Raw genomic sequence first — 20,774 nt, 5'->3', positions numbered from 1 at the left:
ACTATGACACTCCCCATCCGGGCGCCCGGGACTGTCGGCGACGGCGAGTCGTGCTACGTACTGTCACCGCCATCGCGGCGCGCGGTCAGCACCGCGTCGTACAGTTCGCGGCGGGAAACGCCGGTCTCGGCGGCCACCTGAGCACACGCGTCCTTGAGGCGAACACCTTCGGCGGTCAGCGATTCGACCTCGTCGACCAGATCGGCGGGATCGGCCGCGACGGGTCGGGCGCCCTCGACGACGACGGTGATTTCACCACGCGCCCCATCGACCGCCCAGGCGGCGAGTTCACCGAGATTGCCGCGCACGACCTCCTCGTAGGTCTTGGTCAGTTCCCGGCAGACCGCCGCCCGCCGGTCGGGTCCGAGTACCTCGACCGCATCAGCGAGGCAGTCGGCGAGCCGGTGCGGCGCCTCGAAGAATACGCAGGCGCGCGGCTCGGTAATCAGGGTGCGCAACCACTCTCGACGCTGGCCGGATTTGCGCGGCGCGAAGCCATCGAAGCAGAAGCGTTCCACCGGGAGCGCGGACAGTGCCAGGGCCGTGGTCACCGCGGACGGTCCCGGCAGGCAGGTGACCGGCAGCTGACGCTCGACACAGGCCACCACCATGCGATAGCCCGGATCGCTCACCGACGGCATACCGGCGTCGGTCACCAGCAGCACCGTGCTGCCGCGCTCGATCTCATCGAGCAGTGCCGGGATCTTCGCGGACTCCACGTGATCGTCGAACCGCAGGACCCGCCCGGTGATCTCCACGTCCAGGGCCTTGGCGAGGGCGCGGGTACGCCGGGTGTCCTCGGCCGCGACCATATCGGCGGATCCGAGCGCCTCGCGTAGCCGCTGTGAGGCATCGCCGATCTCACCCATCGGCGTCGCCGCGAGCACCAATCGCCCCACCTTGTCCGCCACGCTCCTCCGCCTCCCCGGGCCTTTGCCGGTCGTCAGTAGCTCGAGACTTGGTCACCGGACCGGCGGTCAGGTGCCCGACGAGTTCTGGGCATCCCCGGTGAGTTACCCAGGTCGGCACGAAATCAGTCGCTACTTTGCTGGACGAAGATTCTCTCACCACAGGAAAACGAATCCCGCGCTGGGTGATCACGCCGACTCCGATACGCGGCAGCCGCCGCCCGAACCGCTGCTCAGGGTGTGATTCATCCGGCGGCTCGCTCACCGGTGCGGGTCTCGGTGGTGCGCACAGCATACGATCGGGGCGTGACCCAGGTGACCGACCAGCGCGCGACCGTAGCCAGGGCCGTGCCCTCTTGGTCGAGCCCCGCGCCCCTGCGTCCATCGCCCGACTTCGGGCCGCTCGACACAATGCAGGGGTGGGTGGTCACCGCGGTACTCACCGCGATCGCGGCGTTGACGCGGTTCATCATGCTGGACTATCCGACCGACGCGTACACCCCGGTCTTCGACGAGAAGCATTACGCGCCACAAGCCTGGCAGATTCTCACCAGCGGCGGCATCGAGGACAATCCCGCCTACGGGCTGGTGGTGCATCCCCCGATCGGCAAACAGCTGATCGCGGTGGGCGAGTGGATGTTCGGCTACAACGGCTGGGGCTGGCGATTCAGCGCGGCGCTGGCGGGCACGATCCTGGTGCTGCTGGTCATCCGGATCGTCCGCCGGATGGCGCGTTCCACCATGCTCGGCGCGATCGCGGGCATTCTGCTGATCGCCGACGGACTCACCTTCGTCTCCTCACGCATCGGCATGCTCGACATCTTCATGGCGGTGCTGGTCACCGCCGCATTCGGCTGTCTGATCGTGGATCGCGACGAGGTCAGGGCTCGAATCGCCAAGGTCGGCTACGAGGGTCGAATCGATGCGAGCGAATGGGGTCCGCGGCTCGGAGTGCGCTGGTGGCGCTTCGGCGCCGGGGTGCTGCTCGGACTGTCTTGCGGTACAAAGTGGTCCGGGATGTACTTCATCCTCGCGTTCGGGATCATGAGCGTCTGTTTCGACGTCTCGGCGCGGCGCGCCTACAGTGTGCGACGGCCCTGGGTCGGCGCGGCGGTGCGCGATGTCGGGCCCGCGCTGTATGCGCTGGTGTTGATTCCGCTTGGGGTGTATCTGGCCAGCTATTGGGCCTGGTTCGCCAGCGAGGACGGCATCTTCCGCTATGCGGTCGGCAATCAGGTCGGCCGGGATGGGCCGTGGTCGTTCCTGCCGAATGCGCTGCGCTCGCTGTGGTACTACAGCGGCGAAACACTGCGCTTCCACGAGGGTCTGACCAATTCGGCCGGTAACCATCACCCCTGGGAATCCAAGCCGTGGACCTGGCCGATGGGGCTGCGGCCGATGCTCTACTACTACGCCGACACCGGTGTCACCGGCTGCGGGCAGACCCAGTGCGTGAAGGCCGTGATGCTGATCGGCACTCCGGCGATCTGGTGGATCGCATTCCCGGTACTGGGCTGGATGCTGTGGCGCACTGTCGTCCGTCGCGACTGGCGTTACGCTGCGGTGCTCACCGGATACGGCGCCGGACTCATTCCCTGGTTCTTCACCCTCGATCGGCAGATGTACTACTTCTACGCCGTGCCGTTGGCCCCGTTCCTGGTGATGGGGATCGCGCTGGCGTGCGGCGATGTGCTCGGCCCGGCCCGATCGTTCCGGATACCGCGAAGTCCGGCGGGCACCTATCTGCCCGCGGTGCCCAGCGAACGGCGCAGCCTCGGACTGCTCGCGGTCTGTATCTACCTCGGGCTGGTGATCGCCAATTTCATCTGGCTCTGGCCGATTCTGACCGCACTACCGATTACCCCCGGCAACTGGCACGACCATCTGTGGCTGCCCAGCTGGCGCTGACGCCGGGATCCGCGCGGACTAACTCTCCAGAGCCAACCTGACGTACCGCAGGGCCGCCTCGTCATCGAGACCGAGCCGTCGAATGGCGCCGACATAATCCGTCGCGGCGCGCCCCGCCAGATCCTTGGTCGGGTCACCGGAGGACGCGATGAAAGATCCTTGCCTGCCCCGGGTTTCGACCACTCCATCGGCCTCGAGTTCCCGATAGGCCCGAGCGACGGTATTCGGCGCGAGCCCGAGTTGCGCGGCCAGTGCACGCACCGTCGGGATCTTCGTACCCGCCGCCAACTCCCCCGAGCGCACTTGCGCGATGACACCGAGCCGCAGCTGCTCGTAGGGCGGAATCGGCGAATCGTGGGTCACGGTAATGGCGAACATCGCACGCTCACAAATCATCTCGGGACAACGGGCAGGACATGCACCGCGGTCCGCCGCGGCCGGAACCCAATTCGGAGCCCGGGATGCGCAGCACCTCGATACCGGCATTCTCGAGCCGCGTATTGGTCATATCGTTGCGCTCATAGGCGACGACCACGCCGGGCGCGAGCGCCAGGGTGTTATTGCCGTCGTCCCACTGCTCGCGTTCGGCGGTGACCACATCGAGCCCGGTATCGATGACCCGCAGCTTGCCGATGCCCATCGCGTCGGCGGCCGCGGGCAGGAACGGATCGGGGCCGCGCACACTCACCCGGCCCTGGTCGTCGCGGCCGCCGTAGTCATCTTCGCGATGAATCGTGAACGCGCACAGCGAATCCCGGACCGCCGGATACATCACGACGGCATCGGTGTCGACCATGGTGCAGAGGGTGTCCAGGTGCATGGTTGCGCGCATCTGGGCGATCGGGACGACCAGCACGGTGTGGGCGAGATCGTCGTCGAACAGACTGCGCGCCAACGCTTCCGCGCCCGCGGGTGAAGTGCGCTCACCGACGCCCACCGCCACCACGCCCGGCGCGAGCAACAGCACATCACCGCCCTCGATCGGCGCGGTATGCGATTCGTAGGCCCGCCGCACGCCGAGGAAGCGCGGATGAAATGCGTAGATGAGATCGGTCAACGAGGTCTCGCGCATCCGTGCGGGCAGTGCGAGCGAGGTGATCGCCACCCTCGGGCCGACCCAGAAGGAGGAATCCCTGGTGAACAGCAGATTCGGCAGCGGGTCGATGACGAAATCCGCACCGTGGTGCATGCGCCGCACCAGCGAGGTGTTGTCGCCGTCGAAGGGCAGTTCGTCGAAGGTCATCCCGGCCATGAGGATATCGGCCAGATCCTTGGCCCGGACGCCGCGCAGAAAGGCCGCGAGCTCGTCGGCCAGCGTATGTCCGAGTTTGCGCGCGTCGACGGCGCCGGAGATGCCCTGGATGCGGGCCGCACCGCTGACCGACAGGGTTTCGGCGAGCAGATCGGCGAGCAGCAACACCTCGACGCCGCGTTCGCGCAGCACGCCGGAGAAGGTGTCGTGCTCCTGCTGGGCCCGCTCGACCCACGGAATGCTGTCGAAAAGCAGTTGATCGTTATTGCGTGGGGTCAACCGTCGCAATTCGTCACCGGGCCGGTGCAGCAGCACTGTGCGCAGGGTCCCGACCTCAGAGGTGACCGCCAATCGACCGCCCGGATCGCCGACACCAGCCAACCCGTCGTCCGCACCGCCATCGTGCCCGGCCCGCACCGCGTCTGCTCCCATGATCCGACCGTAGTTCGCCGAGGGCGTAAGAGCACGCAATTGGGTGTCTTGCGATTCCGACCCCAGCACACCCTAACCTGAAGTATTGTTCAGGTGAATGGAGGAGGGTGATGTCGACAACCGATTGGCGAGCGAAGGAGCTGACCCCCGGGCAGCTTTCCGAGCGTAGCGGAGTTGCGGTCTCCGCGTTGCACTTCTACGAACGCGAAGGTCTCATTTCGAGTCGTCGCACCAGTGGAAATCAACGCAGATACGCGCGCGAAACGCTGCGCCGCGTCGCCTTCATCCGCATCTCGCAGCGGGTCGGCATTCCATTGAGCGAAATCCGCGCCGCACTGGACAAACTTCCCGAGGGCCGCACCCCCACCCGGCGCGACTGGGAGACTCTGTCCACCGCATGGCGGGCCGACCTCGACGATCGCATCACCCAGCTCACTCGCCTGCGCGACAACCTGACGGGCTGCATCGGCTGTGGCTGCCTGTCGCTCGGCAGTTGCCGACTGGTCAATGAGCACGACCGCCTCGGCGAACAGGGGCCGGGCGCCCGTGTGCTCGATGTGACGCTCAACTGCCCATCGAAGCCTGGAGCCTGCTGAACCGATCGCTGATGCGGCGAATCACGAATTCGTAGGGGTAGGCGAATTTGCGGGCCCACCAATAGCCGAAGCGGATATCGAATGAGGTGTAGACGAGGAACCGATTGCGCTCGATACCGCGAAGGATCGCCGCCGCAACATCTTCCGGCGCTGCGGCATGTTTGGTGAACGCCTCGGTCAGTCGCTTTATCCGCGGATCGTCCTTGTCCACGCCGACCAGGTCGACGCTCTGCACCAGCGGTGTGTTCACCGCGCCGGGCACCACCAGATGCACCGAAATGTCGTGGCGTCGTAGGTCGAATCGCAAAACCTCGGAGACACCGCGGATGCCGAATTTGCCCGCGCTGTAGGCGGCATGCCATGGCAGCGCGAGGATTCCGGCCGCCGAGGAGACATTGACCAGTGCCCCACCGCGTTTTGCCCGGACCATCGGCGGCACGAAGTTCTCGATCACATGGATGGGACCCATCAGGTTGACGTCCACCATCTTGCGCCAGTGGCGGTGTTCGAGATTCTCGACGGTGCCCCAGGTGGAGGTGCCCGCAATATTCATGACGATATCGAGGCTGCCGAGTTCGGCGTGCACATCGGTGGCGAATGCGGTGACCGCGTCGTAGTCGGTGATATCCAGGGCGCGCGCGGCGAGCACGGTGCCGCCGGCCTCCTCGATGGTGCGGACCGTATCCGCCAAGCCCTCGGCATCGATATCGGTCAGCACCAGTTCGGCCCCGGCGGATGCAGACGCCAAGGCGGTCGCCCGGCCTATTCCGCTCGCCGCCCCGGTGACGAGCACCTTCGCACCGCGCACTGTCTTCCCGCACCCAAAACCAAGCACACCGGATCCCATCTCGAATCGCCCGAATCGTTGCACGCAGGGTACGCGGCAACTGTGCCGTTGCGAGATTCATATGGTCGAAGCGGGGGGAGAAGTTCCGATCGAGACGGCGGATTACCGCCCCAGCACTGCCAGCATTCCCGCGACCGCACGCGGCCAGGTGAACTGCTCCGCCCGACTTCGCGCCGCCTGCCGACGACCGGCGGTCGGCATCGCGAGCACATCGGTGACGGCCTGGGCGAAGGCGGACGGGCGATCGGCGGCGACCGCGCCGCATTCGGCGGTGACGATATCGGCGAGCGCCGAGGACTGGCTGGCAACCACCGGCGTACCCGCGGCCAAAGCCTCGAGCGCGGCAAGGCCGAAGGTCTCATGCGGACCGGGCGCCAGCGAAACATCGGCGGTGGCAAGCAGTTTCGCTACCATTGCCCGGTCGGCGATGAATCCGGTGAAGTGCACCGCAGGCCGCCCTCCGGTCAGTGGCGGCAAGGATCGGGCCCGACGCTCCAGGGCCTCCCGCCGTGGCCCCTCCCCCGCCACGACCAGCCGGGCCTCGATGCCCGCCCTGCGCAGCGCGCCGATGGCCTCGATGCTGCGATCCACCCGCTTCTCCACCGACAATCTGCCGCAGTGCACCAGCAGTGGATGCCCCGGCACGCCGAGGTCGGCGCGCAGGCGGTAGTCGCGGCGACGCGGGCTGAACAGCTCCAGATCCACGCCGAGCGGCACCAGTTCGATATTGGGCGCGTCGATGCGCAAGAACTCCGCACGGGCGAATTCCGTTGTGCAGACCACTATGTCGTAGTCGTCCGCGGTGCGCCGATTGGCGATATCGGCGCATCTGCGGGCCAGCGGACTCGGCATGATCTGGCCGAGCAGTCGGTCCAGGCGCTCGTGCGAGATCATCACGCTCGCCACGTCGCGGGCGCGCGCCCAGCGTCCGAACCCCCGCAGCGTCAGCCGATCCGACACCTCGAGCACGTCCGGGCGCAACCCGGCCAGCACATCGGCAACCCGGCGCGGATCCGCCGCCCGATAGCCGCCGGTCCACGGTATCGCCAGAGCGGGCAGAGTGATCCGCACCGCACCGGTCGGCAGGATCTCCTCGGTCCGGCGCCGCCCCGGCACGATCAGCACCACCTCGTGCCCGGCGGCCACATACCCCTCGCCCAGGTGGTGCAATGCGGTGCGCAGCCCACCCGACCGCGGACCGTAGAAGTTCGCCAGTTGCACGATGCGCACATCGCCGATCGTGCAGTGAATCGGGTTCCCGGCGGAACCGGTGCGCCCAACACCGCATGAACACCCGCGAAAGACCCTGCTAACGGCTGCCTGGCTCGCACCACACCCGGATGCGTCGGTGACCCGATTCCGCGTCCGCCCGCCGCCAGCTCGACCCGCGCCGAACCCCGGGTGCGAGCACCATCGGCGACCAGGGTCGGCTCCCCGGTCATCGCCGAGCGTTTCGATCAGCAACCAGGACCGGTCACGCCAGCGTGGTACCCCGGCCCGCCCGCGGCAGATCGAGATCCAACGGGATGCGCCCGACGGCCAGATGCGCCTCCACCTCATCGGCGGGCATCGGCCGCGCGATCAGAAACCCTTGCGCCCGATAGCAACCCAGTCCAACCAAGGTCCGCGCGGCAACCGACGTTTCGACGCCCTCCCCCACCACACCGAGCCCGAAGGACCCGGCCAACCCGATAATGGATTTCACGATCGCCAGATCGTCGGTGCTCGCCCCGAGGCGCTGCACGAAGCCGCGGTCGATCTTCACCGCGTCCACCGGAAGCGCCTTCAGATGCGACAGCGAGCTGTATCCGGTGCCGAAATCGTCGATGGCGATCTGCACGCCCATCCGCTTGAGTCCGCGCAGCGTGACCTGGGTGCGCGCCAGATCCTGGACAACCACGTGTTCGGTGATCTCCAGGCAGACCGAACTGCCATCGATGCCGAACAGCCGCAGAATATCCTCGATCCGCTCCACGAAATCCAGGCTGACCAGCTGAACCGGCGAAACATTTATCCGTATCACCACATTCGCCGCCAGCCCCCGCCTGCGCCATTCGGCGAATTGCGCACAGGCCGATCGAATTACCCAGCGCCCCAGCTCACCCGCGAGGTTGGTGGCTTCGGCGACCGTGACGAACGCACCGGGCGGCAGCAACCCCCTGGTCGGATGCAACCAGCGCACCAGTGCCTCCAGCGCCACGACCCGGCCGGTGCGCAGATCGACCTCGGGCTGATAGTGCAGCAGCAGCGAGCCGTCGGAGACCGCGCCGCGCAGATTCAGCTCCACATCGTCCTGGAGTTCGAACTGCGCGCGCATGGCATCGGTGAAGAGCGCGACGCCATTGCCGCCACCCGATTTCGCCGACAACAGCGCGTGATCGGCTCGACGCAGCACATCCGCGACCGTGGTCTCCCCCGGAATACCCACCGCGACACCGACGCTGGCACCGCGACTGACCGATTCCCCACCGACGGTGACCCGTCGTCCGATGAGCTGCTGGATCCGCGTTGCCTCCAACTCGGCGGCCACCGCATCCATCGGTTTGGCGGGCACGATGACGAATTCGTCGCCGCCGAGTCGGGCGATCATGTCATTGGGATCGAGGTTCTCGCGCAATCGCGAGGACAGCGTGCGAATGAAGTTGTCCCCCGCGGTATGTCCGAGAAAGTCGTTGAGCGCTTTGAGCCGGTCGAGATCGAGGAAGAAGGCGGCCACCGGGCCGGGACTGCCCTGTCTGAGTCGCTCCTCCATATGTTCGAGCAGCGCCCGCCGGTTCGCCAAACCGGTCAAATCGTCGTGCAAGGCGATATAGCGCAATCGCTCCTCGGCCACCACACGTGCCTGCAACTGGGCGAACAGTGCGGCTATCGCCTTGAGCACGTTCAGTTCCCGAGTGCTCCAGTCGCGATCGCCCTGTTTGATGAATCCCAATACGCCGGTCGATTCGCCGCGCGATAACAGCGGCACCGCCGCCATGGCGACCTGCGGAATGCCCGACGAACGCCGGATCGTCTCCTGATAGTCGGCGGATTGCTGGGACGGCCGCACGATAATCGGCTCGGTGGCGTGTTCCAATTCCCGGAACACCGAGTCGGCGTGCTCGAAATGCACGATCTTCAGCGGGTCCGGATCCGGTATCTCAGCACGGTGCGGCCACTCCGCGATGAGCACGGTTGCCCGCTGCTCTCTATCGGTATGGCGTAGGTAGCTGAAATCGACATCGAAATGCTCGACCAATCGGGCCAGCACGCGTTCACTCGCCGCCACCATCGTCGTGGCGTCGACGCCCATCAACTCGGTGGCGACCTGAGTCACCAATGAGTCGAGCGTTCGCCGAGGCACCCTATCTCCGATCGCGCTAGCTGCGGTTACCCGCGCCCGGCACTGGAAGCCGCCTGCTGCGGACCGTGGCTGCCGCCGCATAGCTCAGGCGAAGCACCAATGCCATGATCTCATGTTCAGGCACTCCCAGCAGGTCCAGGAAACGGCCCTGAAGTGACGCTAGTGTATCCGCGAAATCCGGGGAAATCCCGGTCAGCTCGTCGGGGTGCCGCGCATACAGAAATAACGGTGAGACCGGTTGCACCGCAAGACCGAGCCGTTGCGCCGCGATCCAGACCCGCTGCACAGCCGCGCCGCCGCGCGCGTAGTCGGCAAGTGATACCGACTCTGCGCCGGATCGACGCGGAAAAGTTACTGCGACCAACGCCGAACTCGACCGCACGCGGTCGCGGCTGTACTCGCCGAGCGCGGTACCGCCGGACCATTCGCGCAGTCGATCCATGACATCCGAGCGCTCGCCGATCCGGAGTTTGGCCTGTTCGTCTGCCGCCAATTCCATACTCCGGATATCGATCCCGGTGCGCGGATCCTCGCCGGGCCAGCGCAGTTCGCCGAACATCTCCTGGTGCAGGCGCGGGGTGAGATAGCGGATGCGATCGGATTCGCCGATCACCGCAGCCGCGGCGCGGAGCTCGTCGGATCGGGTAATGGCATGAACCGCCGCATCGGTCGCGGCCGCATCCAGTGCGGGCAAGACGTGATCCGCCAGCGGTGTGCCCGCGCCGAGGTGTCGGTTCGTCTCGCGGGTCAGCGTGTCCGGATAGTCGCTCGCCAGTGCGGCATCGGTGCGGTTGCCGAGATGTAGCACCGCGGCGAATGCGGTCGAGTTGTCCTCGATGAATTCATGCGCGCCGAGTATGCCGTGCGCGGCGGCCGCGGCGCGGGCGTTGTAGAGCGCGGCGCCGATCGATACCGCGCTGGCTCGATGGCCGATATCCAGTGCCGACGAACGGGTTCGGACGAGATCGATGCGTAGCTCATTGCCATCGACCCGCAGGCACCACGGTTGGGTATTGCCGCCCGACGGCGCCCGCTGCGCGGCTTCGAGCACCTTATCGAGCGCGGACCCGGCCGGATCCGACCTACCCGATTCGGGCACCGGAAATTCGTCGGACACCTTCTCGCACCCGGGCTCCGGTTCGGCCAGTTCATCGAGACCACGCTCCAGATCGAAGCGGGTCCGGCCCGAGGACAGTTTCTGTCCGAGCCCGATCCGGCGCACCGCCGCCGCCACGATGGCCGCACCCAGTTGGACGTCACCGCCGAGTTGCGGCCAGGTCGTGACGGTTTCGTCGATCTCGACCAGACTCGCCGCCATCCGGGCCGAGAGCTCCTTGGGATCCAGAATCCGCATGACATGCGGTGCCTTGTCCTTGGTGGACAACCCACGCAGATCCGCGCCGACGGTCGCGCCGAGCAGACCGTGGAACGGCGGACGGTCCGGCTCCAGGTCATAGCGTTCGACATCGAGCAGGCCTCGATCGCTGGTATCCATCACCAACGGAATGCGCTGTCGGCGTGCGCCTTCCCGCACGGCGAACTTGATATCGAGGGAATCGCATTCCTCGACGACCAGCGACAATCCGTGCAGGAATGCATCGACGGTGTTCTCGTCGACGCCCGCGGTGGCGACCTCGACCGGCAGATACGGATCGAGTTCGGCGATCCGGCGCGCGGTCACGACGGACTTGTTCACACCGATATCGAAGATCCCACCGGGTACCCGATTCAGATTCGACAGCTCGATATCGTCGAAATCGGCCAGGCGCAGCAGGCCGCAGGTGCTCTCCAGAGCCAGCGTGTAAGCGACCGCGTGCCCGACGCTCTGTCCGACCACCCCGACCGCGAGACCGGCGCACCGTTCCTGTTCGGCGCGAGTGAGCTTGTTCTGGTTGCGATCCAAACGAATTGCCCGAAACGTCTTTTCACCGGGCAACCCAACGAGCGTGCGCCGCCACGGGTAATAGACCCATCGGTCCGTCTCCGGCCCACCGAGATCCGACGGCGGCCGACGCACTTTGGTGAGTTCGGCGCGCAGCACATCACGCAGGTCGAGAATGCGGACCTGCGGCGATTTCCGTAATTGCCGGAGGATCCGCGCGTCGTCTGTGGCATTTTCGTCGAGAATCAGCGGGCGGTGGTCCGCGGTGAGGTCGCCGTTCATGCCTGCGCCAGTCCTCCGAGCCCAGGTCCGCTCGAGGGAGCTCGACCATGCGGCGAAAGCCAGGCATCGAGCGCCGCATGTTCCAGCACTGTCAATGAGCTCTGCAACTTTGTAGCTAATGACCGATACGTCCGGACGTCCCACCACATCGGAATGGTCCGATAGCGGTCATCCGGATAGGGAACCGACGGTATCCGGTCGGCGACGTACCCACCACTCGACCGGTACAGACCGATATTTCCGGTGGCAGTGGTGACGAAACCGAACCTGGCATCGAGCAGTCGGGCGGCGTGCACGACGCAGCGGGAGACCGCCGCGGCCAGGGCGGCGCGATGCTCGGCCGCTCGTTCGACCCATACCGCCTTCACCTCGACCACACCTTCCGGTATCCGATCAGCAACCATCGCGCGCAGCTCGGCGGCACCGGGTCGACCGACCCAGGCGCGCAGTGCGTGCACGTCGCCGGCCAGGCGGTATGGACCCTGCGCCCGCAATCCCGCAACGAGCGCGCCGGAGGGATCTACGGCGGCGAAGAACAACGAAGTCGAGCGACCGTCGACAACGCTGTCGTATTCCAATGCGTGATCAACGCCGTAGTGCCGGTAAACCTGCAGCGCACCACGCAGATAACGACGCCACAGATCGGGATGAGCCTGCGGAGTAGCGACATGAAAGACATATCCGGAATGCATGTCACGAAACCGCAACACCTCGGCATCGCGTGTGCCCCCCGGGCCGACTGCGATTGTTTCGACAGTCATGTTTCCTACTCCGTTTGCTACCGCACATCCGTACGGCCATCGAGCCGGCCTGACCGACTCGCCAGACGACTCGCCGATCGGATGAGATTGCCTAGGGCAGTATCCGTCATCCGACCAGAATTGACCAGATATCTGGTTAATCTTCCGAGAACTGATCGGGCACTCCGCAATTACCGCAGGTCAGAAGGCTCGAACCAGCCCTCCAACAGAACGTGGAGACCGGTCGGTATTGACACAGCTAACAAAGGGCAATCTAAACCAGGATGGAGATGAACAGTTCGACCGACTCCGGCCCACGCCAGATCTCGATCTCCTCCCGGTAGGCCCGGGTGATCTCGGCGGAGGCCGTCGCATCGTCGACCTGGGCCCACACATCCTCGACCGGATCGTGGTAATCCCCGTTCGGCTCGAACCGAGCGTAGACACCCTTGGGCACCTTGACCAGTACGTCACCGACCGGAACCGCACTCGGATCCGGATACTCGAAACACACTATGGCGTTGTAGTTTCCGGCCGGATCCGGTACGTACACCGTGTACATCGGCTGGTCCGCGCCCACGCGGTCACGCAGCCGATCCTTGAGGAATTCGATCAGGTCGCTATTGCTGACCTTGAAGCTCGGACGTACCCGCGGCACCACCAGACCGCCGTAGATGGCCTCGCGGCGCACCACGATCGCGTATGTCATCGCGCATCGACCGCCAGGTAGAGATCGATCTTGTAGGCGTGCGGATAACACTCGAAATCACCGGTGTAGGTGCGTTTGATCTGGTTGTGTTCCTCGGCATAGGCGATCTGCGTCCACAGGTCGGTCATCACCTGGGGAAAGTTACCGACCGAGGAGAATCTGGCATAGGTGCCGCGCGGTAGTCGCGCCACCAGGTGACCGCGGGTGACCTCGTCGAAGGACGCGCACTCATACCCGACGATCTGGGTGTTGTAGGTGCCGAGTTCACCGGAGTAGTCGGTGTAGGCGCTGGCCAGCTGACCACCGAGTTCCTGATGCAATACCGCCGCCCACGCGGCCTCGAGGTCGTGGTCACGCAGCTTTCCGAGCGCACGTTTCGGGCTGCGCACCGGCAGCCCGGCAACCCACGTTTCGTCTCGCTCGACGATTTCAAACTGCATGAAAAGACTCTTTCGAGGTGAACCCGGGGGTTGCCCGCATCCGGTCGGCCAGAAAGGCCATGCTATCAACTCACCCACGTGGTCCGGCTCACATGTCCGGGTCGTTACGCGCGGCGCACCGTCGCCTCGAACTGGTCGTTCGACCTGTACGCAAACGGGTAGTTATCGATGCATAGTGGACATAACCGTCTATCGCCGATCAGGTGGCATCCCGACACAGCGAACGGAGTTCAGATGACCCCAGGCGCGATCTATGACGAATTGGACAGGCGCGCGGCGCAAGTCGCCGATCAGGTCATCCAGTGGCGGCAGCACCGGCACGGGCAACCCGAGCTGTCCAACCGGGAGTCGAATACGGCCGCATTCGTCGCCGATCAGCTGCGCGCACTGAACCTGGACGAGGTGCGCACCGGCATCGCCGGACACGGCATCGTCGCCGTCCCGCGCGGCCGCCGTGGCAGCGACCGGACGATCGCATTGCGCGCCGATATCGACGCGCTACCGGTGCTCGACCGGTGTCGCCTACGACCACCTGACCGGCCTGCTGACACCGAAATGATCTACGGCACCATGTGATCGTGTGCGAGACCATCACCGAACTCGATGCCGCGGTCGCGGATTGTTTCGCCTGCCCGCGGCTGGTCGCCTGGCGAGAGCGGGCGGCCAGGGAGAAGCGCGCCGCGTACCGTGACGAAACCTATTGGGGCCGCGCGGTTCCTGGCTACGGTCCGGATGACGCACGGCTGCTTGTCGTCGGGCTCGCCCCAGCCGCCCACGGCGGCAATAGGACCGGGCGCATGTTCACCGGCGACCGCAGTGGGGATTTCCTCTATGCCGCCATGTACAAGGTCGGACTGACCAATCAACCCACGGCGGTGCACCGCGACGACGGACTACGGCTGATCGGCGCGCGCGTGACCGCACCGGTGCACTGCGCGCCGCCCAACAATAAGCCGACGCCTGATGAACGGGATCGCTGCAGTCACTGGCTGCGAACCGAATTGAGTCTGCTCACACCGACATTGCGCGCGGTGGTGGTACTCGGCGCGTTCGGCTGGCAGGCGCTGCTTCCGGTGCTCGCCGCAGCGGGCTGGACGGTGCCGCGTCCGCGTCCCGAATTCGGGCACGGCGCCCACGTTGTGCTGACACCGACGGCCGATGATCGAGCGCCGCTGCACCTGTTCGGCTGCTATCACGTCAGTCAGCAGAACACCTTCACCGGTCGGCTCACTCCGGAAATGCTCGAAGCGGTGCTGGCTGCCGCGGCGACCGCTGCGGGTCTTCCTGGCAGTCGGAGCTGATCAATTCGGTTACGCGTATCAGGACGGCGCGGTGATCTTGGCAATGACGATGATGCCCTCGCGCGGCGCGACGGTGACGAACTGTCGGTAGGTGCGTACTGTCGCATCTGTTCGGAACTCCGTGATGACGACGTCGAAGCGACCGTCGAGCATCGGGGTGATCATGACGCAGTGCTGGGTGCCGAGCGGAATCGATGTGATGCCCGCATCGATCAGCGCGACCGAGGACACCGCCGCATCCGGTGTAGTCAATGCGCGGGCGTCCGAGCCCGATCGGGTCACGTAGTAGGCGTATTGGAAGGCCAGGATCACATCCGGGCCGGATTTGGTCGACCCGGTTCCGTTGCCGCGCACCAACTGTTCGGTGCGCGTCGGCTCGCAGTTCGGTCCGCCGCCGAGCACCGGATCGCTGATCGTGGCCGTCGACTGCCGGGTATTGCTCGCCTCGGCCGTGTACACGAGCACCAACGCCACCGCCGCCAGCGTCACGAAGAACGCGGCACTGCCGACCAGCCAGGGCCGACGCGGCGGGCGTCGCTTCCGGCGGCGTGGGCGCGTCGGGGGGAGGACACGTGGCGCAGGTCCGGGCGGGAGCATGCCCGGCCATAGCGGGTCGGCCGCGCGGCTCCTGCGCATCCGGACATGCCGGGGGATGGCAGCCGGCGGGGTGAATGAATTGAGCGCGGCAGTATTGCCGCCGGACTCGGCTGTGTTCGACGACACCATGATCTCGCCACACCCCTTCACCGGTGCCGCTGGGGCGACCCCTTCAATACCGTTGTGCAATAACAAGATTGCATATCTGCCTCGGCAATGGCGACCGAATGGGCCGGAGAGAACCGGTCGGTGGGCCAGCACGCTACGCCCGAACCGCCCGCGGACGGGTGCGGTTCCAGCGACTTTGGAGGTTTTCCACAACCGTCGGGCCGAAGGTTCGTAACGACGGGCATACCGTGATCAATCCGCGCCGGTATGCTCTTCCGGAGAAGATGTCCAGCGGAAATACCTGTTCAGCAATGCATTCCGGTGCATTCGGCGGCACAGTAGAACGCCTGCGACGATGCCGCGTGACAACGATGTCCGGCCGCCGTAGTCCATCGAACGCCTGTCCAGTTCAGATAAGGCATTCGCCAGGACACCGAGAACCGCGTTATCGGATAGAAAACCAGGAGTGACTCTCGTGCGAAACCCCTTTGCCGCCAATGGGCGATTCCCGAATGTCGTCGTGACGAGTCTCGCGGCGACCACCTCCATCGCGGGTGATGTCGACGCGACCTGGAAGGGACTCCTCAACGGCGAGAGCGGAATCGACGTGCTGGAGGACCCCTTCGTCGAGGAGTACGACCTCCCGGTCCGCATCGGTGGTCACCTGAAGGTTCGGCCCGAGACCCTGCTGACGCGGGTCGAACAGCGCCGGATGGCCTATGTCGAACAGCTCGCGATGGTTCTCGGGCGCGAGGTGTGGCGCAATGCAGGCAGTCCGGAGGTGGATCCCGAGCGGCTCGGTGTGGCGATCGGCACCGGAATCGGTGGCGCCGATGCGATCACCGATGCGAATATCAAGCTGAAAAGCGGTGGTTACCGCAAGATTTCGCCACTGGCCGTGCAGATGATCATGCCGAATGGCCCGTCGGCGGTCGCGGGTCTCGAATTGCAGGCAAAGGCCGGGGTGATCACGCCGGTCTCGGCCTGCTCGTCCGGGTCCGAGGCAATTGTCAACGCGTGGCGCATGATCGCGATGGGTGATGCCGATATGGTTGTCACCGGCGGCGTCGAGGGATACATCGATGTCCTCCCGATCGCGGCCTTCACGATGATGCGCGCGATGAGTACCCGCAACGACGATCCGAGGGGCGCCTCGCGTCCATTCGACTCCGATCGCGACGGTTTCGTCTTCGGTGAGGCCGGTGCGCTGATGGTCCTCGAGACCGAGGAGCATGCCAAGGCGCGCGGTGCGACGATCCACGCGCGCCTGCTCGGTGCCGGAATCACTTCCGACGGTTACCATTTGGTCGCTCCCGCCCCCGACGGCGCCGGCGCGGCACGCGCGATGACCAGGGCCATACAGATCGCGGGTCTGACCCCGAAGGACATCACCCACATCAACGCCCACGCGACCGCGACCCCGGTCGGCGACAGCGCAGAGGCGAACGCGATCAACAAGGCCGTCGGTAACCACGCCTCGGTCTATGCGCCGAAATCCGCACTGGGACATTCGATCGGCGCGGTAGGCGCGCTGGAATCGATTCTGACCGTGCTCAGCATCCGAGACGGCGTCGTGCCGCCGACGCTGAACCTGGACAACCAGGATCCGGAGATCGATCTGGATGTGGTGCACGGCGAGGTGCGCAACCAGGAGATCGAGTACGCGATCAATAACTCGTTCGGTTTCGGTGGGCACAATGTCGCGCTCGCCTTCGGCCGGTACTAGCGGACGAGAATGGCGCGCGGGTAGAGCAGCTGGAAACCGAGCTTCTGGACATTCTGCTGCGACTTCGAACCCGGCAGTGTGGTAACCACCGCGAGGTCACACCCCGCGGCCGCCGCGGCGGCGAGGCGCATCGATAGCAGTGCGCCCTGCACGCCGCGGCGGCGGAATTCGGGAAGGGTTGCCGCACCGCATAATTGAGCGACACCGTCACTGAGGCGCAGGCCCGCGCCGCCAGCAGGCTTACCGTTGATCAGGGCGAGCGAGGCGACGAAACCGCTCGTCGCGGTGAGGTCCCGCTCGGCGCATTCGATAGCCTCGCGCGCGAATTCCTCGTGCGAGGCGACGCCCTGGGTGTCCGGGGCGGCGAAACCGTCGACGACGACGTTCACCCAGGTCTCGAACTCGTCGTGCCCGACATCGTGGATCTCGATGCCCTCGGTCAGCTGCGCCTGCCGACCCGGCTCGAGCCGCAGGCCGAGCACATTCTCGAATCCGAACAGCACATAGCCGCGCCGCGTCAGGCGTTCGACCACGGCCGGATCGGCCAATGTGGAGACCTCGAACTGAATCGGCGCTTCGCGCTCGGCGAAGGCTTGTTCGACCGCGGCCAGCTCGGCGTCATCGAAGGCAGCACCATTCATACCGACGCCGACCACCTTGTCGAGCGGCGAACCCGGGCCCGCCCACACTGCGAGACCACTGCCGATGGGGCGCAACAGCACTCGTTGCTGTGGGTCCCGGCGCGCGGCCGCGCGAGCACCCTGCTCGATCAGGGTGCGTTCGGCGTGCTCGACCCGCGCGGCAAGGTCCTGTCCGGCGAACAGAGCAGGGGCGAATTCAGTCGGCATATGACATTACTACCTTGTCGATGGCATCGGATTCACCTGGTTTAACCGTCGGCGACAACTCTTCCAGATTCCAGTTCCGCCCTCCGACTACAGGCGGCGCGCGCATCCGACCCCGGAAGGAGGTTCGGTCGACGCTTGGCGAACTATCGTGGGGCCTATGCCTGTTACCGCCGGTACCGCTGCCGCCGAACCGCCAGCCATCCCCGGTGTGCGCCGGTCGTTCGTGACAGCCCGCGATATCCGGTTCCATGTCACCGAATCCGGGCCGGCAGACGGTCGCCCGGTCGTGTTGCTACACGGGTGGCCGCAGCACCATTACGTCTACCGGGATCTCCTCGCCGACCCGCCGGAAGGACTCCGAATCATCGCTCCCGACCTGCCCGGATACGGCTGGTCGGGTCCGCCGCCGCACCGATGGTCGAAGGAAGACGTCGCCGCCGATGTGCTCGCTCTGCTCGATGAGTTGGGCCTGGAACGGGTGCTGCTGGTCGGCCACGACTGGGGCGGTTATATCGGCTACCGCATGGTGCTGCGCGAACCCGACCGCTTCGACGGCTACTTGGTGCTGAATATGGCCCATCCGTGGGTACCGCCGACGACGGTCATGCGACAGATCTGGCGCTTCCTCACCTATCAGCCGTTGGTCGCCACCGTGGGCGTACCACTGCAACAGCGCACCCGATTCCTCGAATTGGTCATCAGAGGGGCGATCACCGATCGCAGCACAGTCGCCCCCGAGGTGATTCGCACCTTCGCCGACCGCTTCCGCGATCCGGTCTGCGCCCGCGCCGCCACCGACACCTACCGCACCTTCTGGCTGCGCGAAATTGCCTATGCCGCACGACATCCCGAACGCCGCCGCGCCACCATCCCGATCTGCGTCCTGTTCGGCATGAACGACCCCGCGGTGCACCCCTCCCTGGCCGCCGCCGAAACCGCCCGCGCCGACGACTACAGCTTCGAACCGGTAACCGGCTGTGGCCATTTCGTCGCCGACGAACGCCCCGAACTCGTCCGCGCCCGTCTGGTCGAACTGGCCGCAGACACGCAGTAGCCTGGGCAGCGAAGCGACTGCGCCGCTGTTCCATTCGTCGCTCTCGGATTGTCTATGCACAACAATGTGGTCGAACTGCTTGTCCCACAGGACAATTCCTCTTGCGGGACAGCGGTTCACTGTTACCGCCGCCGATCGCCCGGCATTCCTTCAGCACCCGAAGTACCCCTCTCCGGCTAGCACAAACTCCGCAGCCGCAGCGGCAGCGTCCAGCACTGAACATGCGTTGCGCGGAGTGTGCTGAGTTCCTATTGCCATGAGCGCCTCGGCAGAGCAGTGTGAAGATACCGGTGGCGCCACCGGGGCGCTGCCCTGAACACCGAGGGAGAAATCGTGTTCGCACGTTCGACCACTATTCAGGCGCAACCCTCCGCGATCGACGCCGGGATTGCGCACGTACGCGACAAGGTAATGCCGGCTCTGGAGGACATACCCGGCTGCGTCGGGCTGTCGTTGCTGGTCGATCGCCGGTCCGGCCGATGCATCATCACGTCCTCATGGGAAACCGAGGATGCGATGCGCGCCAGCATGGACCGGGTTCGCACCATCAGAGATCAGGCGGCCGAAAAATTCGGCGGTGGCCGCGCCCAGGTCGATCAGTGGGATATCGCCGTCCTACATCGAGACCACCGCGCACGGGAGGGTGCCTGCGCCCGCGTGATCTGGACCAAGACCGACCCGACGCGCCAGAACGCGGCAATCGAGACCTACAAATCCCAAGCCCTACCCAACATGGAAACCCTCGAGGGTTTCTGCAGCGCGAGCCTGCTCGTCGACCGCGCATCCGGCCGTGGCGTTTCCAGCGTCACCTTCGACACGGCCGCCGCCATGGAACACAACCGCGATGCGGCGACCGCCATGCGCGAGCGGATGACCCGCCGAGCCGGTATGGAGGTGGTCGACATCTGCGAGTTCGAGTTGGCTCTCGCCCACCTCCGCGTCCCTGAATTGGTGTAACTCGCACGGACCGGCTCCCGACCGGCTGCTCGATCGGGAGCCGTTTCCCGTCAGCCGGCCGAGAGGCTGCTGAGCAGCCCACCGATGCCGGCGCCGCTCGCGCCATCCACACCGCAACTGGCGCCTTCTGGCGCCTGGTCGACCACATCCACCGCTGTCGGACCGATGGTGATGGCGGAGCCGTTCGAAATACCCCGCATCCAGAGCTTGTGCGTCCCGCTGGTCGTCGGCGTCCAGGTCGCGGTGGCGTCCTGACCGGCCTGGAGCGGCTGCTCGTTCCCGATCTGCGTGGCATTGCTCAGCGACACGCCGTCCAGGAAGTAGTACGACGTAGTACCCGATTGAATCTTCTCCCGCGGCACCGTGAGCGTGTACGCATTGTCGACGCAGTGCGTGGTCCCCGACACCGTCAGAAACGGCTCGTCGGCCGCCGCGAGCGAAGCCATCGAAACCGAAGACACGGCCAGCACCGCAATCGCGGCCGCACAAGAACTCACTCGGGCTACCTGCAAACGCTTCAAGCTCCACTCCTCGTCATTGAAAACCGTCAATTGTTTTGGCGTACAGCAATATCGGGTCCACAAGCTACACCATTACCCACCGATCAAGGTCCGAAGAGCGCCCGGAGGTCGCGTTTGTACATTTTGCCGAATTCGTCGCGCGGCAATGCCGTGACCACACGCAAGAGGGTGGGGATCTGGTAGCGGGCGATCCGGTCGGCGAGACCCACATGAATCGCACTCTCGCTCAGTGAGCGTCTGAGAACTCCGGCTGCGCGTGTGTGACGCTCGAGATTTGAGTGAACTCCTGGTAGTTCAGTGATTGCTGAGGTCGCTGTTCCACC

The 20,774-nt window shown here is 65.6% G+C and carries 20 protein-coding genes and 1 pseudogene; 7 read left to right on the top strand and 14 right to left on the bottom strand.

The features are described 5' to 3' along the window. Positions 1-53: 53 nt before the first annotated feature. Positions 54-911: a 16S rRNA (cytidine(1402)-2'-O)-methyltransferase gene (gene rsmI / locus AB0J29_RS13750; protein WP_364784400.1), complete on the bottom strand. Its 858-nt coding sequence runs from the start codon at positions 909-911 to the stop codon at positions 54-56. 303 nt (positions 912-1,214) lie between these two features. Between rsmI and AB0J29_RS13745 the strand changes: the two genes are divergently transcribed. After that, positions 1,215-2,816, top strand: a complete 1,602-nt coding sequence (locus AB0J29_RS13745) for a phospholipid carrier-dependent glycosyltransferase (protein ID WP_364784398.1) — start codon at positions 1,215-1,217, stop codon at positions 2,814-2,816. Positions 2,817-2,834: 18 nt separating this feature from the next. Here the strand turns inward: AB0J29_RS13745 and AB0J29_RS13740 are convergent, their stop codons facing one another. Continuing rightward, complete coding sequence (locus AB0J29_RS13740) at positions 2,835-3,194, bottom strand: GntR family transcriptional regulator (RefSeq protein WP_364784395.1); 360 nt, start codon at positions 3,192-3,194, stop codon at positions 2,835-2,837. 7 nt (positions 3,195-3,201) lie between these two features. Further along, a complete protein-coding gene (arcA, locus tag AB0J29_RS13735; protein ID WP_364784392.1) occupies positions 3,202-4,500 on the bottom strand; it encodes an arginine deiminase in 1,299 nt (432 codons plus the stop codon). A 110-nt stretch (positions 4,501-4,610) separates the two neighbouring features. Between arcA and soxR the strand changes: the two genes are divergently transcribed. Next, positions 4,611-5,096, top strand: a complete 486-nt coding sequence (gene soxR, locus AB0J29_RS13730; protein ID WP_364493424.1) for a redox-sensitive transcriptional activator SoxR — start codon at positions 4,611-4,613, stop codon at positions 5,094-5,096. On the opposite strand, the gene AB0J29_RS13725 is transcribed toward soxR, so the two are convergent. The 7 genes from AB0J29_RS13725 to AB0J29_RS13695 form a co-directional block, all read right to left on the bottom strand. Continuing rightward, positions 5,065-5,943: an SDR family oxidoreductase gene (locus AB0J29_RS13725; RefSeq protein WP_364784389.1), complete on the bottom strand. Its 879-nt coding sequence runs from the start codon at positions 5,941-5,943 to the stop codon at positions 5,065-5,067. The two genes, soxR and AB0J29_RS13725, sit on opposite strands and share 32 nt — an antisense overlap. A 102-nt stretch (positions 5,944-6,045) precedes the next feature. Next, on the bottom strand, positions 6,046-7,173 hold the full coding sequence (locus AB0J29_RS13720; RefSeq protein WP_364784386.1) for a glycosyltransferase: 1,128 nt from the start codon (positions 7,171-7,173) through the stop codon (positions 6,046-6,048). A 244-nt stretch (positions 7,174-7,417) separates the two neighbouring features. Further along, positions 7,418-9,259: a bifunctional diguanylate cyclase/phosphodiesterase gene (locus AB0J29_RS13715; RefSeq protein WP_364784778.1), complete on the bottom strand. Its 1,842-nt coding sequence runs from the start codon at positions 9,257-9,259 to the stop codon at positions 7,418-7,420. 43 nt (positions 9,260-9,302) lie between these two features. Continuing rightward, the gene (locus tag AB0J29_RS13710) at positions 9,303-11,450 is read right to left on the bottom strand and encodes an Rv1355c family protein (protein WP_364784383.1); all 2,148 of its coding nucleotides are present in this window, start codon (positions 11,448-11,450) and stop codon (positions 9,303-9,305) included. Next, complete coding sequence (locus AB0J29_RS13705) at positions 11,447-12,211, bottom strand: hypothetical protein (RefSeq protein ID WP_364784380.1); 765 nt, start codon at positions 12,209-12,211, stop codon at positions 11,447-11,449. Before AB0J29_RS13705 ends, AB0J29_RS13710 begins: the two co-directional genes overlap by 4 nt. A 253-nt stretch (positions 12,212-12,464) precedes the next feature. Further along, positions 12,465-12,899, bottom strand: a complete 435-nt coding sequence (locus AB0J29_RS13700) for an effector binding domain-containing protein (RefSeq protein ID WP_364493434.1) — start codon at positions 12,897-12,899, stop codon at positions 12,465-12,467. Continuing rightward, a complete protein-coding gene (locus tag AB0J29_RS13695) occupies positions 12,896-13,339 on the bottom strand; it encodes a GyrI-like domain-containing protein (RefSeq protein ID WP_364784377.1) in 444 nt (147 codons plus the stop codon). Before AB0J29_RS13695 ends, AB0J29_RS13700 begins: the two co-directional genes overlap by 4 nt. 234 nt (positions 13,340-13,573) lie before the next feature. On the opposite strand from AB0J29_RS13695, the gene AB0J29_RS13690 reads away from it, so the two are divergent. Together AB0J29_RS13690 and AB0J29_RS13685 are read left to right on the top strand one after the other, a co-directional pair. Continuing rightward, the gene (locus AB0J29_RS13690; protein WP_364784374.1) at positions 13,574-13,915 is read left to right on the top strand and encodes a hypothetical protein; all 342 of its coding nucleotides are present in this window, start codon (positions 13,574-13,576) and stop codon (positions 13,913-13,915) included. A 2-nt stretch (positions 13,916-13,917) separates the two neighbouring features. Continuing rightward, positions 13,918-14,640 (top strand): uracil-DNA glycosylase, encoded by a 723-nt coding sequence (locus tag AB0J29_RS13685; RefSeq protein ID WP_364784371.1) that lies wholly within the window; start codon positions 13,918-13,920, stop codon positions 14,638-14,640. A gap of 18 nt (positions 14,641-14,658) precedes the next feature. Here AB0J29_RS13685 and AB0J29_RS13680 read toward each other — a convergent pair whose 3' ends face one another. Beyond that, positions 14,659-15,366 (bottom strand): hypothetical protein, encoded by a 708-nt coding sequence (locus AB0J29_RS13680; RefSeq protein ID WP_364784368.1) that lies wholly within the window; start codon positions 15,364-15,366, stop codon positions 14,659-14,661. 454 nt (positions 15,367-15,820) lie between these two features. Here AB0J29_RS13680 and AB0J29_RS13675 point away from each other — a divergent pair, with 454 nt between their 5' ends. Continuing rightward, the gene (locus AB0J29_RS13675; protein WP_364784775.1) at positions 15,821-17,071 is read left to right on the top strand and encodes a KasA/KasB family beta-ketoacyl-ACP synthase; all 1,251 of its coding nucleotides are present in this window, start codon (positions 15,821-15,823) and stop codon (positions 17,069-17,071) included. On the opposite strand, the gene AB0J29_RS13670 is transcribed toward AB0J29_RS13675, so the two are convergent. Further along, complete coding sequence (locus tag AB0J29_RS13670) at positions 17,068-17,919, bottom strand: GNAT family N-acetyltransferase (protein WP_364784365.1); 852 nt, start codon at positions 17,917-17,919, stop codon at positions 17,068-17,070. The two genes, AB0J29_RS13675 and AB0J29_RS13670, sit on opposite strands and share 4 nt — an antisense overlap. Positions 17,920-18,076: 157 nt before the next feature. Here AB0J29_RS13670 and AB0J29_RS13665 point away from each other — a divergent pair, with 157 nt between their 5' ends. Further along, positions 18,077-18,973, top strand: coding sequence for an alpha/beta hydrolase (locus AB0J29_RS13665; RefSeq protein WP_364784362.1), 897 nt, complete (start codon positions 18,077-18,079; stop codon positions 18,971-18,973). Positions 18,974-19,306: 333 nt separating this feature from the next. Next, positions 19,307-19,930 carry an antibiotic biosynthesis monooxygenase gene (locus AB0J29_RS13660; protein ID WP_364784359.1) on the top strand — a complete coding sequence of 208 codons (624 nt, stop codon included), beginning with the start codon at positions 19,307-19,309 and terminating at the stop codon, positions 19,928-19,930. Between the two features lie 50 nt (positions 19,931-19,980). Here the strand turns inward: AB0J29_RS13660 and AB0J29_RS13655 are convergent, their stop codons facing one another. Together AB0J29_RS13655 and AB0J29_RS13650 are read right to left on the bottom strand one after the other, a co-directional pair. Beyond that, positions 19,981-20,514, bottom strand: a complete 534-nt coding sequence (locus AB0J29_RS13655; RefSeq protein WP_364784356.1) for a hypothetical protein — start codon at positions 20,512-20,514, stop codon at positions 19,981-19,983. A gap of 20 nt (positions 20,515-20,534) precedes the next feature. Next, positions 20,535-20,774, bottom strand: a pseudogene (locus tag AB0J29_RS13650) (hypothetical protein); the annotation flags it as partial.

Origin of the sequence: Nocardia sp. NPDC049707, assembly GCF_040674855.1 — a bacterium.
Taxonomy (GTDB): Bacteria; Actinomycetota; Actinomycetes; order Mycobacteriales; family Mycobacteriaceae; genus Nocardia.
This window is presented reverse-complemented; position numbering and strand designations above follow the sequence as displayed.

Excerpts from the sequence above, each read along its gene's own strand:
- AB0J29_RS13680 (WP_364784368.1), bottom strand. The coding sequence starts at position 15,366 with ATGGTGTCGTCGAACACAGCCGAGTCCGGCGGCAATACTGCCGCGCTC.
- arcA (WP_364784392.1), bottom strand. The coding sequence starts at position 4,500 with ATGGGAGCAGACGCGGTGCGGGCCGGGCACGATGGCGGTGCGGACGAC.
- AB0J29_RS13700 (WP_364493434.1), bottom strand. The coding sequence starts at position 12,899 with ATGACATACGCGATCGTGGTGCGCCGCGAGGCCATCTACGGCGGTCTG.
- AB0J29_RS13665 (WP_364784362.1), top strand. The coding sequence starts at position 18,077 with ATGCCTGTTACCGCCGGTACCGCTGCCGCCGAACCGCCAGCCATCCCC.
- AB0J29_RS13670 (WP_364784365.1), bottom strand. The coding sequence starts at position 17,919 with ATGCCGACTGAATTCGCCCCTGCTCTGTTCGCCGGACAGGACCTTGCC.
- AB0J29_RS13695 (WP_364784377.1), bottom strand. The coding sequence starts at position 13,339 with ATGCAGTTTGAAATCGTCGAGCGAGACGAAACGTGGGTTGCCGGGCTG.
- AB0J29_RS13690 (WP_364784374.1), top strand. The coding sequence starts at position 13,574 with ATGACCCCAGGCGCGATCTATGACGAATTGGACAGGCGCGCGGCGCAA.
- soxR (WP_364493424.1), top strand. The coding sequence starts at position 4,611 with ATGTCGACAACCGATTGGCGAGCGAAGGAGCTGACCCCCGGGCAGCTT.
- AB0J29_RS13740 (WP_364784395.1), bottom strand. The coding sequence starts at position 3,194 with ATGTTCGCCATTACCGTGACCCACGATTCGCCGATTCCGCCCTACGAG.
- AB0J29_RS13710 (WP_364784383.1), bottom strand. The coding sequence starts at position 11,450 with ATGAACGGCGACCTCACCGCGGACCACCGCCCGCTGATTCTCGACGAA.
- AB0J29_RS13725 (WP_364784389.1), bottom strand. The coding sequence starts at position 5,943 with ATGGGATCCGGTGTGCTTGGTTTTGGGTGCGGGAAGACAGTGCGCGGT.
- AB0J29_RS13705 (WP_364784380.1), bottom strand. The coding sequence starts at position 12,211 with ATGACTGTCGAAACAATCGCAGTCGGCCCGGGGGGCACACGCGATGCC.